This window comes from Burkholderia sp. Ed8, assembly GCF_040761425.1.
GTDB lineage: Bacteria > Pseudomonadota > Gammaproteobacteria > Burkholderiales > Burkholderiaceae > Burkholderia > Burkholderia seminalis.
In genome coordinates, this window is sequence record NZ_CP142886.1 from 1,129,443 (window position 1) to 1,144,630 (window position 15,188).

10 protein-coding genes and 1 pseudogene are annotated in these 15,188 nt (G+C 56.8%); 2 read left to right on the forward strand and 9 right to left on the reverse strand.

Annotated elements, in window-relative coordinates; all coding sequences use genetic code 11:
• Positions 1–8: 8 nt before the first annotated feature.
• The 3 genes and pseudogenes from VXM69_RS19115 to zorA form a co-directional block, all read right to left on the reverse strand.
• Positions 9–1,702, reverse strand: a pseudogene (locus tag VXM69_RS19115) (EH signature domain-containing protein).
• Complete coding sequence (locus VXM69_RS19120) at positions 1,699–2,409, reverse strand: OmpA family protein (RefSeq protein ID WP_060121874.1); 711 nt, start codon at positions 2,407–2,409, stop codon at positions 1,699–1,701. The pseudogene VXM69_RS19115 and the gene VXM69_RS19120 overlap by 4 nt, the downstream one beginning before the upstream one ends.
• 3 nt (positions 2,410–2,412) lie before the next feature.
• Entirely contained in the window at positions 2,413–4,437 is a 2,025-nt protein-coding gene (zorA, locus tag VXM69_RS19125; RefSeq protein ID WP_367190033.1) for an anti-phage ZorAB system protein ZorA, read from the reverse strand.
• A gap of 367 nt (positions 4,438–4,804) precedes the next feature.
• Here zorA and VXM69_RS19130 point away from each other — a divergent pair, with 367 nt between their 5' ends.
• On the forward strand, positions 4,805–6,610 hold the full coding sequence (locus VXM69_RS19130) for a hypothetical protein (RefSeq protein WP_367190034.1): 1,806 nt from the start codon (positions 4,805–4,807) through the stop codon (positions 6,608–6,610).
• Between the two features lie 54 nt (positions 6,611–6,664).
• Here the strand turns inward: VXM69_RS19130 and VXM69_RS19135 are convergent, their stop codons facing one another.
• The 5 genes from VXM69_RS19135 to VXM69_RS19155 all read right to left on the reverse strand — a co-directional run bounded on the left by VXM69_RS19135 (position 6,665) and on the right by VXM69_RS19155 (position 11,878).
• Positions 6,665–7,567 (reverse strand): plasmid partitioning protein RepB C-terminal domain-containing protein, encoded by a 903-nt coding sequence (locus VXM69_RS19135; RefSeq protein ID WP_017919066.1) that lies wholly within the window; start codon positions 7,565–7,567, stop codon positions 6,665–6,667.
• Positions 7,564–8,466, reverse strand: coding sequence for a plasmid partitioning protein RepB C-terminal domain-containing protein (locus tag VXM69_RS19140; protein ID WP_043216691.1), 903 nt, complete (start codon positions 8,464–8,466; stop codon positions 7,564–7,566). Before VXM69_RS19140 ends, VXM69_RS19135 begins: the two co-directional genes overlap by 4 nt.
• Positions 8,463–10,028, reverse strand: a complete 1,566-nt coding sequence (locus VXM69_RS19145; protein ID WP_119337621.1) for a recombinase family protein — start codon at positions 10,026–10,028, stop codon at positions 8,463–8,465. Before VXM69_RS19145 ends, VXM69_RS19140 begins: the two co-directional genes overlap by 4 nt.
• A gap of 109 nt (positions 10,029–10,137) precedes the next feature.
• A protein-coding gene (locus tag VXM69_RS19150; RefSeq protein WP_175907396.1) for an IS3 family transposase occupies positions 10,138–11,300 on the reverse strand; the annotation gives its coding sequence in 2 pieces (ribosomal slippage) (positions 10,138–11,045 and positions 11,045–11,300; 1,164 coding nt in all).
• Positions 11,301–11,434: 134 nt separating this feature from the next.
• The gene (locus VXM69_RS19155) at positions 11,435–11,878 is read right to left on the reverse strand and encodes a hypothetical protein (protein ID WP_171463113.1); all 444 of its coding nucleotides are present in this window, start codon (positions 11,876–11,878) and stop codon (positions 11,435–11,437) included.
• A gap of 635 nt (positions 11,879–12,513) precedes the next feature.
• Here VXM69_RS19155 and VXM69_RS19160 point away from each other — a divergent pair.
• Positions 12,514–13,389, forward strand: coding sequence for a restriction endonuclease (locus VXM69_RS19160; protein WP_124503854.1), 876 nt, complete (start codon positions 12,514–12,516; stop codon positions 13,387–13,389).
• A 189-nt stretch (positions 13,390–13,578) separates the two neighbouring features.
• Here the strand turns inward: VXM69_RS19160 and VXM69_RS19165 are convergent, their stop codons facing one another.
• A complete protein-coding gene (locus VXM69_RS19165; protein WP_367188812.1) occupies positions 13,579–15,150 on the reverse strand; it encodes an IS66 family transposase in 1,572 nt (523 codons plus the stop codon).
• Positions 15,151–15,188: the final 38 nt, after the last annotated feature.

Consider the following 15,188-nt stretch of genomic DNA (forward strand, 5'->3'; position numbering starts at 1 on the left):
GTTTCGCCTTATTTCCACCAACCCTTGCCCGGCTTCACACGGAAGCCCCATTCCATCAAAACGCGGCCGACACGCTCGTCACCTTCACCACCGCGCACCCACAAGTTTCCGCCGAGTGCAGTCCTGTCCTCGATTTGCAGACCATGCGTTGCCGCGAATCGCTTGAGCGCAACGTGTGAGTAGGATTCGTGTGCTTCGGTTCGATTTTGCGAAGAGCCAACGTTCTCACGGGAGGAGACGTTACTCGTCGACTTCGTAGGCTCGTTTGCGGCCTTGGCTCTACCTGAAGCACGCAAAGTTTCGGCTGAAGGAAGAATCTGAAAACTCTCACGCAGTGTTGCCTCGAACATCTCCTCCCATCGATTCCAGCCATGAATGCCGTCTCCATGCTTTAGCCACAGCATGCTTTTCGATTGCTTCAACGAGTTGCGTTCATTTTTCCCGAGCTTCAATGTCTGACTTGTATTGAATGGCAGAGAACGACTGGCGTCATAGCCATAAAACGCGTTTCCGAGACCACTAAATTCGACAGCAACCAACTTGCCCATCGTCATAATGAAGGCGTTGTTCGCGCCAGAGGCGTCGAGTTCGCGAGTCAGGCCCTTCATTCTCTTACGCAGCGCGACCAGGTCCGGTTCACGTGAATTGCGTGCAGTCGAGCCTAATGCGAACTCGATGTCATCGATGGATTTAACGTATCGCTTCCAAAACTCCATTCGCCGACGGTCGGCAAGACCGTCCTCCGCCAGCTTCGTAAAGAAGGTCTCGATAAATTCGAGCTTCAACCAGTCAGAGACCATTGCTCGAGCCGCAGGCTCGACGCCCCCCATCGGGTCGCATTTGAAGGTAGCCACGGATTGCCCCACCAGGCAACAGCATGGTCGCGCAGTCTCGGGTGTAAGGGGGTGCCAGAGACCTCAGCGTATCGGTCAAGGACCAGAATCGTTCCTCGGTCGCGGAGCACCTCATTGTGTGCAAGCAGACCAAGCAAGCGGGGTAGCAGCCTCACAAACTCATCGTCATCGAGCTTCGTCGCGCCCTCAACTTGCGTAAGCACGAGCTGGCGCAGAAACCACGACTCTTTTCCGATTTGAAGCTGCTCGCAAATATGGTCTATGCGCGACGTATCGCCTTCGAGCAACTCGCCCACATATCGTGTGCACGGGGACTCATCAAAAAGCTGTCTGTTTTCGATTGCCGTGTCGACCCATGAAGGGCTCGACCTGCTATCACGTATCTTGGGGTTCCGGTCGTGAAGGTAGTCTCGCAGGGTCAGCCAGTTCTTCCTTCCCGAGGACGCCACCCCACATGCATCTATGTCAAAGGAAAAGTAGCTCTTTGCGAGCCCTTGATAGCAGCGCCTGTATGACGCGGTCTTGGTTATGTAGCCATCAACGCTGTCCAGGATATGCTGCAAGCGTGGTCGGTCCTCCATCACGCACTCGCCTTGGGGACGGTGTGGAATACATAGGCCAAAGGACAGAAGATAGGCATCGCGGAACGTGGACACTTCGTGGCTCTGCCAATACCGTCGCACCGCGTCGAGCTGATGGTCATGAACAGGTTCTCGGCCAATACGAGATTTTGCGCGCGCTTTCAACTGTTCGAGAAGCACGTCGATTTCAGTGCCCGAGCGAATCGGCTGCGTCTCTTCGCTGACCGACGATTGCAGCAATGACGCCAGGTAGTTTAGTGCGCTCATCGCAATGCACAGTCGCCAAAGTTCCCCGATTGCGCCGGGGCCGGAGACCTATCCTCGCCAACACCTAGGAACTCAAGACGCATCTCGACGCGGCGACTCTCCTCGTCGGTTTCCTTCGAGTCATTGAACGAATATCCGCCGACCAAAAACAGATTTCGCACGTCCAGCTTTTGCGCCTCGTCGAGCACACTCGTACCGGTCGTTGCAAACATGCTGCACAACACCCGCTCGCTGCGCTGGAGACTCAGATTCAGGTTGCTCAGGTACGTGCCGGTTCTGTCTGTGTAGCCTTCGACAACCACTCGCTTAAGTACGCGCTTGCCCAGGTCATCGTTCGCCAATGTCAGGATTTCAGGAACGAACTGACGCAACACCGCTTCCTGCTCGGGCGCCAGGTTTGATTTCCCGAACGCAAAACGGGCGCGGTCACCAAAATCGATAACATGTCGATTGCGGTCTATCTTGATACCGTCGTACCGCTTGGCGGCAGTTTGAAACCGGTCGAGGATAAGCTCTATGTCCTTTCGATGTTGCTCTTCGCGCTTTTCTTTCTCCGTCACGTTCTTCGTCACGGCGAGCAGCGCTACCCCCATGACCACGAGGAAGAGCACCATCAGCGCGGTCATCAAGTCAGCAAAGGAAATCCAGAAGGGCTTTTCCGCCTCGTCGCGGCTTCCGCGCTTGACGACGATTTGAGTTCCAAACATCGCCTAGTTCCTCGCTGGTGTCAGGGTGCTCATCGAGGCGAGCGTTACCTCCAGCTCACCGACTGCAGACGAAAGCAACCCCACTGCCGAGGTCAGTTTTGTATGGAACTCGGCATTCGCTTTTTCCAGCGTACGCTTAACCTCAGTTGCAAAAGCGCCGTGCGCTTCAGCGAGAACCTGGCTTACACCAGCGAGATACTCGTCCGCCTGCTTTTGCGCCGCTCCAAGGTGGCTTGTGGATGTCTCAATGCGATTGAGAATGTCACCGGTCAACGCAGCTTCCCTTCTCGCAGCATCGACGGTGGCGCGCAATTCCGTAACAAGCTGGCCGATGCTGTCGCGATGAGCGCGGTAGTCGCTCAGCAGTTCCTGGATTGCTCCCGCACCGCTCGTCAAATTCCCGGCTGTCGCAGCGAGTTTGGTTGAGACGTCGGCGGTTTGCCCCATGACACCGGCGACGCGCTCACCTGCCGCGGCGAAGTTCCGCGACGCCGTGCCCAACGCTTCCGCGCCAGCATTCATGCGGTCGACTGACGAAGTTGTCGACTGCGTCAAAGCATTCACGCTTTGCGCCATCTGCGTGGTTGCGACGCCCAGCTCCTTGACAACAGCATCCATCGATTCCGACATCGCGGTCACTACGCCGCTCGCGCGCTCAGACATTGCATGCTCGCGTGCGCGGTTGTTCTCAAATACTTCTTTCTGCGCGCCACTCAGCGTGGTTAGCATTTCGCCGACGTGAGTGCTGAGCGTCTCCAACGTCGCCTGCAATTTCTGGTCTGTCTCTGACTGAGACGTTGCAACCAACTGGCGCAGCTGCTCAACGAACGCAGCCGATTGCGCGTTCATTGCCTCCTGTCGCGACTCCATCTTTTCAATGGCCTCCGCCATGCGCTGCGCCATCGCATCCGTCGAACGCTGACTCGAAGCCTCGATGTTCGCGACCAGGGTGTGCAGCGCGCTCACAGCCTGCTGAATGCTCTGGGCCGTTTGTTGATTAAGCTCGGTGAGGCCTGAAATTTGGCCACCGAACAAGTCATTCAACCGTTGGCTGAAGCTCGTCATTACGTCCTGCAACATCCGCCCAGCACTTGCGCTTTGGTCACCGCTGGCGGTTTTAACGGTCGCTGCGATTTCATCGAGTGGGCCTTTGAGGCCCTGTTGGATGCTCTCGGCAATAACCTGTCCGAGAGCGACGTTATTCTGGCGCCCCGCCTCTGCGGCGAGTGCATGTTGTTCTTTGCTCGCTTCGATTTGCGCGCTAGTCAACTCGCGCAGCAGCTCACCCATCTCCTTGACGAGAGCGTCCTTCAAAATTTTGGATTGGCTTGCCGACTCCTCTGATGCTTTTACTAGACGTGCCAGGTATTCTTCTCCGGCACCCGCCTCAAAGGAAGCATCAATCGCATGTGCAATTTCTTCCGTACGTCGGTACAGCGAGGCAAGGAGAAATTTTTCGAAGAGCGTGGTTAGCATTGCCGCGGCGATTGCCGATGCAGACACAAGAAACGCCTCACCCACCGAATGCATAAGTGATTCAAGACTACCGCGAACAGTTGCAGCGTTCTCGCTTACCTGAAACGCGTGAAGGCCTTCTATGAGTCCGCTGAACGTCCCGATGATGCCAATACCAGTGAAAATGCCGGGGACGTGCTTAAAAAACTCGGTGCGCAAGCGGCTGTCGACAACAACCTGACTGTTGAAGTACACCTCGGCCGGCGCGGTGGCCCGTACGGCGCGCACGACCATTTGTCCGTCCCGCTCTTCCCGCTGAACGTGCAATGATTCGGCATACTCGTTCCAGAGATGGGCGAGCCGACGGTCGCTCGCGAATACCGCTTCAAACTGCGAAGAGAAGTCTCCGCTTTCGAAGCTTCCGATGCGACGCTGAATAGCGCGCAGCCGAAGCAGGTGACGTATCGCTGGGCCGAAGAAAAACACAACGACAATAACGACAAGGATGGCCAAAAACGCGCCCGTGATAAGTGCAGGCATCGGCACGCCAGCAAGTAATGACTGGATGTTCAACTTCGGTCTCCCCGGCAAAGGGTTTGTTTTCTTATGGCAGCCTAGGCGTGCCCCAAACGCACAGCTGACAACCAACTGACGGGCACCTCGTCAAGCACCGACTGGCCGTCGTGTCCATGCGGCTAATATTACGGCATATTCCCCGTGAGGATTAATGGGGAAGGACTCGAACCTGAAGGTTCGAGCGCGTTAATGACGGGATTACTACGATACGACCTTCGGCGCCAGTTCGACCCGCACAGGTACCGACGTCGCTCAGTCGGTCGTGGTCAGCGCGTGCGCGACAACAATTGGGTAGTGTCAAAGAATTCTGGCAGGCCAAGTGCTCTGCTCGAAGGCAATCGACTTACGCAAACAACGACAAAACATGAATCATGGCCTCCCCGCCGATGATGCCGCACCGGCTCACTGGCTTGAGCACCTGTCCGAAGGCCTGGCAGGCCTCACTGCCGATGCCCGCCGCATCGCCTATTCGCTCTTACATTCACCTTGGAAATGTTCGCATGATGACGTGCTCAAGCATGTGCCGTCGCCATTGGGCGATTCAATCGTTTTCTTGCAACAGAGCGTCTCGCGACATGTCTTTCGGCAGCGGTCCCGTTCGAGTCTAAGCACCGCCGTTCTTGATGTAGGGATTGGTGCATTCACACAAGGACCGAACGGCTCGCGTGAGGCAATGGGACTCAATACAGTCATCGCGGTCGACGCATACCTTGGGCTAGCCAAGGAAGACCTGGCAAAGGAGAACATTCGATGGAGTGAATTATCCGGACCGGCTCGAGCCTCGCTCCTAGCGCTCTATGCCAAATGCGAGGTTGCTGTGCACTTGATGACCGGTATGTTCGAGACCGCCAGGGACGCCGGCCGCACTATGCATTACGTCATCCCTACTCGGTTGCATGCCGCACGCAAGATGCGTTGGTTCTCGTTGTACTGGGCGCAACAGAGCAACATCGCGGACGCTCACAATGCTCGACTGGTGGCGCGCGGCCTTCACCAATCTGACGGACCGGCAAGAGGGACTGAGCTTTTTCAGGCTTGGGTCGATTACATCCTTGATAAGTTTGTGTGTTTGCACCGGCGCTACATCCCAAAGCTCCTGCAGACAACGAACGGGGCTGCGGTTTCGAAACTGTGGGCACGCGCTGAGCTTCTGTGCTTTATCGGGCTGCATTCTCTTGCGACTCGTCAGAGCGTTGATGACTTCTCGCAGGTAGTCTTGGAAGAACGGCCACTTGCCTCAATCTCTCGCGAGCGCTTGCGGCAAGCTGGGTTCGACAATGCGGAAATCGATTCGCTATTGATTGATTCTGTCGCGCAACCTCCCGGTGACCAGTTTATTACTCAATCGGACGACCCAGGGCACTTGCACGTCCACAATCTCAATCTGAAATTCGCGATGCAACGTTATGTGCGGTCGCAATTCAGAGAAATCGGCTCCCCCATTGGACACTGGTTCGAACGCGACTACATTCTCCAATATATCCAGGACCGACTAGATAGCTCGCGCTTCAAAGCCTGGCCTGAATTCAAGGACATGGATGCCAAATACGACGCAGACATCATCATTTATGACAAAGCGACGCATCTTTTTTACTTCTGCCAAATCAAACATCGGACGCAGGTACTTCAACCATACTTGCGCGACGAACTCAACGAGTTCGACCGCGGTGAAAACATCAATCACGGAATCGAGCAACTCAGCCGCCTCCGTGAGCTGATAGATACAGAGCAGGTCCGCAAACGTCTGGTGAGTAAGCTTGGAAAGAAGTTGGTCGGCGTAGCGCCCCTGAGCGAGAGAAGTCGCTTTCTTCTTGTTCACACCGTTGAAAATTTCGACATGTGCACACGACGCGGAATTGCCATGTATGAGTGGAATACATTTCGAAATCTCCTCCAGGGCCAGATGCTGTTCGCGCGGCAGGACGTCGACGGTGCTATGCAATACGAAACGGACGAGCTGGACTTCTCTAATCTCGTAGCGGTTCAACAACACCTGATGGGGGTTACGGCGCGCTTGTCCAAGGATATGGCGGACCATCCAACACCTGCGGACATATATGCAGTTCTGCAGCGCGCGGAACTCTCGCTTCAATATCGGAAGGCACTTTGGTTAAACGAAAAATCGATAGGCAGATTGAGAGCGAAAATGCTACGAGCTCCACTATTATAAATTAACTCGACCAATTGTTCGTTCGAGGTTGGCCGTGGCTATAACAGGATTCAATTACAGGGCCGTGCTGAGTTGCTGCTGGTCGAGAGAAATGGTTGCAATGATGGATTCGAACTCCACCATCAAGTCCGGATGGTGCTGGGCAACGTATTGCCGAGCAGACTCGTTTTCGAGGAGCTTGGCCAGATATCCCTTTGCGAGCACCAAATTCAACACGTCCTGGCCGTATGTCTGTTCCACGAGCTTGTACTGCGCCTGCAGATTACTCATCTCCCGCTCCATTCTGGCCATCTGCTCCGGGCTAACGCCGCTGAGTTTACGTGGCTTCTTTTCACCTACAAGACGCGCCGCAGGCGTTGCCACCAACAACGCCTCTGCGTAGGCGACTGACACATTGTTCGCAGCCACCATCAGTTCAACACATTCGACCTGCCGCGTCGGTTTCATTTTGCGAAGCGCGCGGACAAGCTCTGGTGAGAATTGCCGGTCTCCCAGGAGCTCAGCCGCTTCCGGACAAATGCCGTCGAGCAATGACATCTTCTTCACTATCTGCGACACATTGACGGAAAGAGCCTTCGCCAATCGTTCGGGTGATACGCCGCGGTCAATCACTCGCCGAATCATGTGATGCTCCTGCACTGTGGAGAGGCGGTTAACACGATTGTTATAGGTGTAGCTCTCGTCGTCGGTCGCGACAAGACAAGCAACCTGCTCGTGGCCCAACTCCTGGATAGCAAGCAAACGTAGATGCCCGTCTAGCAGGACGTGCTGCCCGGACGACTGGCTTACCGGCGTTACCGAGAGCGGTTCGATAAGGCCTACCTCCTCGATGGAGGCCTTTATCTGCTTGAATTTTCGCGATTCAACCACGGGTGTCGGTACTCTGCGCGAAGGCAAGATGCCGGTGACCGGCAGCGACAATGGCTCGGGGATGAACCCAAGAATTACGCCTGTCATGTGGCACTCCCGCTTGGCCAGACGCGTTCCGCAAGATACTTCGGCAGACTTGCCAGTCCCTCCGCGCGCAACAGGTTAACGAAGTTCTCGTCGGCAAACAGTTGCCGCAATGCGCCGACCACAAATAGCAACCGCTGCTGCGCGAACTCAGCTTTTCTCACCATCGACTTCTGACGCTCGACCTCGCGTTCATACGTCCGCACAAGGCTCGACGTCGTGACGGCGGCGGACTTGCTCGACATATTGTGCGCGGTACTCTTCCCGAGTGCTTTTCTGCGCTCGATGACGCGGCGAGCACTCATCAGTTGCTTGCCCCGCAATTTTCCCGACTCATAGGCCTCTTGGAGCGCTGCCTGTATTTCAGCGTCATCGTCGCCGGCACCAACAATCATGAGAGCCGCATTGAGGGGAACGAGGCCTTTCTCCACTGCAACGACAAGTCGCTCTTCTCCCTGGCGCAGTAGCGTGAGAATGCCGTGAACGTAGGTCGATGTAAGACCCGTTTTTTCGGCAATGACTTTCGGTGCATAACCCTGCTCCTGCAGTAGCCGAATGCCGGCAAGCCGCTCGATGGGCCGACATTGTCTGCGCGCGATGTTTTCCGTCAGACTCATTACGTACGCATCCTCATCGCTCACATGCACCACGAGTGCGGGAATAGTCGCTTCCCCAAGCGTGCGAAATGCCTTCAATCGCCCCTCGCCACATACAAGCAGGTATTTTTCTATACCCGCAGCCGTCACTCGCGGAGTGACCAGGATAGGTTTCTTCAGGCCGATGGTCTTGATATTGTCGACGATTTCGTTGAAGACCCGACCGTTGCGCTCTCTCGGATTAATGACTTCAATCTGAGAGACCGGAATCATCCGAATTTCTCCAGGCTGCTGTCGCGGGTTCACGCTACTCTCCTGAGACGAGCACGCTCGGCCATTCCATACAAGTAATCCAGCGTGTCAAAGCGATAGCTCTCGAACTCGATTGAATTTTGGTCGGCGAGATGAATACGCGGTTGCCCAAAATCGAGACGCGGCAAAAGGTAGTAGTCGAGCGTCGATGCGTTCGCATGGTCAAGCCGAACCGCAACAGTAATGTCCGGCAGAAGACTCGTATCGAAGCGCACCTTCCAATGATTTCGGCCATTGCCATGCGCCTGGCACCGTGCGAGCACAATACAGGCTGTGAACTCGTCGTTCACTGTCAGTAGGTCGGTTGCGGTGTCGCGTATCATCGTGCCGCCCAAATCGGCTATTTTCTTCTCCGTCTGCGCGACAATTTCTGGATGTAATTGTCGCAAGAAGCGATTGGTCTCAATGTAACGATAGTCTCGACCAGGAGTGAAACCGACAGTCTGATAGGCACGAATTAAACTGCCAAAGCGATAAACATAGACCGACGTGGAAGGCATGCCGTCTGTTTCGTCAATCACCACACCAGACAGGAAACCGCGGGCACGGTACAGGTTGCGCAATCGCTCAATTAACTCCTCATTTGAGTAGTGACGTGCTCTCGCTCTCATGATGCCCTGAGCGGTATAGAAGGTCTCGCTCGGAACAAGTGCCTGAAATGCTCCCTCCTTTCGAATCCACATGTCGGGGGTGTTCATCACACGCATCTTTTTAAGCTTGAATGACACCCGGTTGTATACGTTATTGCCAATGTATTTTTCGTTGGTCAATACCTCCCGTACCGTCGCCCGCGTCCACTCGCGGTCAAGGTCAGTGCGTACATTCATTCCGTTAAGGCGAGCTGCAATCTCGTATTCGTCGAGCGATTCGTCGATAAACCAGTTATAGATTAAATTGACAATTCGCACCTCGCTTTCCGGCCCCGGCATCAGGACAACCCTGTCCGTCTGCAGGCTTTTATGTTCGCCTCGATGCAGCTCCGCTTTCATGAGACCGTGCTCGTCGACCAATACTCGACGCAACCCATAGCCTGCTGGGCCTCCTTGCCGGAAACCCATTTCAATCAAACGACACTGGCCGGCAAACACCTTCGCAGACAGTTCTCGGCTGTACTCGCCGGCCATTGCGCGCTTCACCCCCTTCACAATGGTCGAGACTGGCGACCCGTCGTTCTCGAACTGCTCGGCGCAGTACGCAACCTGAATTCCTGCACGGCGGCAAATGTATTCGTAGTACGCACTCTCGTCGGCATCCTGAAATCTGCCCCAACGACTCACGTCATAGACGAGGATTATGCAGAAATCTGCCTTTCCATTCGTCACATCGGAAATGAGATTCTGAAGTGCTTGGCGACCGTCGATTCGAAGACCGCTTTTCCCTTCATCGGCATATGTGCGCACGATGTCGAATCCGCGACGGGTTGCGTAGTCTCGAATCCGGTCGCGCTGATTCTCAGTCGAATACTGTTGGTGTTCCGTGGACATGCGGACGTACTCAGCTGCCCGTCCTGCCAGGGAGCTGGCTACGCTCGGTGCACCTGCGCTGTTGAATGACATTCTCCGCTCCACAACTCAGACACAGACACGCAGCAGGCACCATGCGCAGGGAGAAGCCCGAATGCGAACGCCGCGTCCTCAAATCGGGGCGTGGCGCTCTATGTAGTGGTCAACCAACCCCGGACACTGCGTTAAGTTTTTCTTCCGCAACAGCCGGCGCCAGTCCGTCATTGAACTGATGCGGCCGTATCCAGTTGTACCGATGCATCAGGTAGTGGCTGATATCCCGGTGTGCTTCCTGCGCCGACATGTAACCCACTGACGGCAGCCATTCTGTCTTGAAGCTGCGGAACAGCCTCTCCATCGGAGAATTGTCCCAACAGTTTCCGCGACGGCTCATGCTCTGCTGTATCCGATAGCGCCACAGGCGCTGACGGAATTTCCGACTCGCATACTGACCGCCCTGATCCGAGTGGAATAGCAACCCTTGTGGCCGACCACGCTGCTCATAGGCCATGTCCAGCGCCTGCACGACCAGATCGGCATCCGGGCGTGTCGAGAACGCCCAGCCGACGACTCGGCGCGTGAACAAATCAAGTACGGCGGCCAGGTAATGCCAACGGCCTTGCGCCCAGACATACGTGATGTCGCCACACCAGACCTGATTCGGCGCATCAACCTCGAACTGACGGTTGAGATGGTTCGGAATATCGATCCGCTCGACCGTAGCTTGCTTGTACGCATGGCTGCCGGGCTGCTTGCAGATCAACCCCAGCTCTTCCATCAAGCGACTTACCTTGAAGCGGCCAATCGCCGTGCCTTCCTCGCGCATCATGCCCATGATGCTGCGGCTGCCAGCAGAGCTTCGACTCTCGACGAACAGTTCGTGCACCCGGTGGCGCAACGCCATACGCTCGGCATCTACGCGCTGGGCACGCTCCCGGTACGCATACAGACAGGACCGCGATACGTCGAATACCGCGCACATCAGTTCGACTGATTCGCCTGCGCAGATCTGATCAATTACTTCGTACGTTCTATGCCTTCCGACATCAAGAGCGCGGTAGCCTTTTTTAAAATGGCCTTCTCACGCTCGAGGCGTTCGATACGCGCCTCGAGTTCCTGAATGCGTTGCTGATCCGGCGTGATTGCCTTGCCCTGCGGCGTGACACCCTGACGCTCCATTTGAAGCTGGTGCACCCAGCGGCGCAGTACCGTCTCGCCGACGCCGACCGAGCGACTCGCCTCCATATGGCTATAGCCCTGGTCGAGCACCAGACACGCGGCTTGCTGTTTGAACTCCGGGGAAAACGTACGACGTCGCTTGGTCATTAGACACCTCTTCATGGCGAGCATTCTCGCCTAAATCAGTGTCCGGGTTCATTAGACCACTACACTAAAGCGAACGGTGACAAGGCAAAGGTAGCAGGCCGGACGCCTACGCGTAACACGTCATCTCTTTGCAATCAGACCGGCGGCGCCGGCGGCGCAGACAGCACGGTTATATGGACGGTCCACGCGTCCATCTTTGCAACGTTGGCGTCATCCGCGTGGCACAGGACGTAGAAGCCCGAGCCTAGGGACTGCGGACGCCCTGACACGTCCATCTTTGCAACCGCCCTGAAATTCCGCCGTTCGTTGCGCGTCTGCTGCATGCTGCTATTGCGCTCGCGATACGCCGAATGCGAGGCTCGATATTCGCGCCAGTAGCCTGAGTGCCCCGCGCACCATCTGGCCTGCGCCCGTGCCTGGTTGTCGCGATAGTCGCTGTCGATACGGAGCCGGTGGTTCTGCCAGTCACGTCGACGGGCTCGCTGACAGGATTCCGATGAGCAATAGCGCTGACGGGGAACGTGCGGCAGCGGCACGAACGCGGTGCCACAGGCGAGACAGAGGCGTGGGGATTTCATGAGTGCCCTCCAGGCCAGGTTGCGACGAGCCGACGCCGGCGCCTCGACCAGCCACCGACGGCACCGGCGCGGGCCGAGATAGAGAGGGGCTTATTCAGTAGCTGCTTCGTTAATCGGCCAGCGCGATTTGCTTGGCGTGTTTGTAGGCCGGTCTCCGAAACTTGGACATTTCTTGACTGCCGACGTGCAAGGAGAGGCTTCGTCCGCCAGCACAAATCGCTTAAATTGCCTTGCCGGACGCGCAGTTTTTTGCGGTAGCTTGTACAAAGCCGAGAGAGCGATGCTGGTGGGATAGGACCCGTCCTGTCACAAGCCCAGGCTCGAGTCCGAGGTGGTCTGGACGGTTCGTCTCGACTTATGCGTCCATTTTCTCGCCTTATGGGTCCACCCTCAGCTGGAAGCCCTTATCCCGTAAGGCGCATTTTCTCGGGTTATGAGTCTGTCTACACAGGCTCAAAGTGACCTCATAGCGCGAGAAAGTCGGACCCATAAGTCGAGAGATTTATGGGTCTTTTTATAAGAGCCGTCCCCCACACTCACCAGCTTAAGAAGTAATATTCTCGACGTCCGCGACATATTTGTCTCGGGATGCTCCACGAATCAGGGGTGCTTGTTTTCCGAACACGCATATAACGATGGCAAAAGAGAAGAAAGACATCGCTTCAATATTTCGCTACATGGGACCTGCATTAGATGCGCTAAGGGCGCTTGGCGGGTCCGGTACGCCGGACGAAGTTGTGGAGCGTATTGCTCAAGATCTCGATATTTCAGACGAGGCGCAGAACGAAATTCTGTCCTCAGGCGAAGGACGCTTCCGCAATCGGATACGATGGGCAAGGCTCTATCTTGTGAGGGAGGGTTTAGTTGATTCGTCGAGACGTGGGGTCTGGGCGCTCACCGAAACCGGTCGTCGCACGAGCCTTTCGATAGATCAGTCTCGCAACTTAGCTACAAAATGGAACCGCATTTTTGCCGAGGAGCGTCGAGCGCGGGCTGATAGCTCCGAGCCCATCGCAGAGGAAGGCTTGGAGCCCGCAAACGTAGTCACAAACGACTACCGCTACCAACTCATTCAAATACTTAAGAATTTGCCAGCATCCGGCTTTGAACGGTTATCTCAACGACTTCTTCGTGAGGCCGGCTTTGTGCAAGTCGTTGTAACAGGTAGCAGCGGTGATGGGGGTATCGATGGGCACGGTACGCTACAAATCAATCCACTCGTGTCGTTTAAAGTCCTCTTTCAATGCAAACGCTACGCGAAGTCGGTGTCGCCGTCGCAAGTTCGTGACTTCCGTGGAGCAATGTCTGGGCGAACCGACAAAGGCATAATCATCACAACCGGAACATTTACGGCGGAAGCACGTCGTGAAGCAAGCCGCGACGGCGTCCCGCCAATTGAACTTATCGATGGTGAGAAGCTTGTTGACATGCTCGAACATCTTGAGCTCGGACTGCGGCCTGTACAAACCTACGTTGTCGACACAACTTTCTTTGACGAGTTCAAGAACTAGCTCGGCCATTCATGTTGATGCACCAGCCTGCGGTGGCACTTTGGGTGGCAAAGCTACCTGATGATATGTCGAGTCGAAAACCATAACGGAACGCTTCGTCACTGTTCAAGAGTCAGCGCGCCATCATTCCTTGTGTAAGCGCCCGAGCAGTACCGTAGTGCAGGTTGTTGACTGCGGAGCTCTGCGACGCTATCGGATGGGGTCGACGCGAGCAGTAGGCGGCAGCGACGGCGCCACGTTCCACGGCAGCAGCTCGTCGACGCGGTTAGCCGGATAGTCGGCGATGCGCTCGAGCACGTAGGCGAGATACGCCTCGGGATCGAGGCCGTTTAAGCGCGCCGTGCCAATCAGGCTATACATCGCGGCGGCACGTTCGCCACCGGAGTCGGCGCCGGCGAACAGATAGTTCCGCCGTCCGAGAGCGACGGCTCGCAATGCTCGCTCGGCAATCAGGTTGTCGATCTCCGCACACCCATCGCTGCAGTAGTAGACGAGCGCTGGCCAGCGATTCAGCGCGTACCGAATCGCCTTGGTCGTGTCAGATTTTGCAGAGAGGTTGGCGAGCGTCGCTTCGAACCAACGCTTCATGTCGTCGAGCAGCGGCACCGCCCGCGCTTGGCGCACACTGCGCCGTTCGTCGGGCGGCTTGCCGCGGATCTGCTCTTCGATCTTGTAGAGCGCGCCGATCCGGCGCAGCGCCTCCTCCGTCACGGCGTTGGGGCGCACCGCATGCAGGTCGTGGATCTTCCGGCGCGCGTGAGCCATACATGCGGCTTCCTGGACGCGCCCGTCGAGATATAGCTCGGCATAGCCCGCGAACGCATCGGCCTGCAGCACACCAGTGAAGTCAGCGAGATGTCGCTGCGGATGCTCACCGCGGCGATCTGACGTGTAGGCGAACCAGGCCGCCGGCGGTTCGTCGGAGCCGCTCGGCCGATCATCGCGCACGTAGACCCAGAGACGTCCTGTCTTCGTTCGACCGTTGCCCGGCGCCAGCACCGGCAGCGGAGTGTCGTCCGCATGCACCTTACCGCAGGCCAGCGTGTAGCGGCGCACGGCGTCGACCAACGGTGCGAGCAGCGCCGTGATGCTGCCCATCCAGTAGCCCATCGCGCCGGGATCGATCTCGACGCCGTCACGCGCGTACATCACCGCCTGGCGGTGCAGCGGAAGGTGGTACGCGAACTTCGACACGGCGATGTGGGCGAGCAGCGCCGGACCCGGGATGCCCCGATCGATCGGGCGGCTCGGCGCCGCAGCCTGCACGATGCGATCGCAGCGCGCGCAGGCCAGCTTCGGGCGGCGATGACGGATCACACGGAAGTGCGCACGCACGTATTCGAGTTGCTCCGCGACGTCTTCGCCCAACGGCTTGAGCTGTCCACCGCAATCGGGGCAGTCATCATCGGCGGGCAGATGGACGCGCTCTTCGCGTTCAAGATGTTCGGGTAGCGGCTTGCGGCTCGGACCTTCGCGGCGCGGCCGCTTTGCCTCGGGAGCGGCTGCTACATCGGCGGCGCCTTCGTCGGCCTGCAGATCCTCCAGCCGCAATTCGAGCTGCTCGATCTGACGATCCAGCTTCTCCGATTTACGGCCGAACTGCATGCGGCGCAGTTTCGCGATCGTGAGCTTTAGGTGCTCGATCTCAAGTGAGCGCGACGAGAGTTGCTGCCGCAGCTCGGCGACCTGGGCGTCGCGCTCACGCAGCAACGCTTTCAAAGCGTCGATGTCGTCGGGCAGCGCGGTCGAGGTCGATTCCATGAGGACAGTTTACGACTGCCCATGATCACGCGAGCACC

Bases quoted from the DNA above. Each gene is read 5' to 3' on its own strand.
- VXM69_RS19120 (WP_060121874.1), bottom strand. From the start codon at position 2,409: ATGTTTGGAACTCAAATCGTCGTCAAGCGCGGAAGCCGCGACGAGGCG.
- VXM69_RS19130 (WP_367190034.1), top strand. From the start codon at position 4,805: ATGAATCATGGCCTCCCCGCCGATGATGCCGCACCGGCTCACTGGCTT.
- VXM69_RS19135 (WP_017919066.1), bottom strand. From the start codon at position 7,567: ATGACAGGCGTAATTCTTGGGTTCATCCCCGAGCCATTGTCGCTGCCG.
- VXM69_RS19145 (WP_119337621.1), bottom strand. From the start codon at position 10,028: ATGTCATTCAACAGCGCAGGTGCACCGAGCGTAGCCAGCTCCCTGGCA.
- VXM69_RS19155 (WP_171463113.1), bottom strand. From the start codon at position 11,878: ATGAAATCCCCACGCCTCTGTCTCGCCTGTGGCACCGCGTTCGTGCCG.
- VXM69_RS19160 (WP_124503854.1), top strand. From the start codon at position 12,514: ATGGCAAAAGAGAAGAAAGACATCGCTTCAATATTTCGCTACATGGGA.
- VXM69_RS19165 (WP_367188812.1), bottom strand. From the start codon at position 15,150: ATGGAATCGACCTCGACCGCGCTGCCCGACGACATCGACGCTTTGAAA.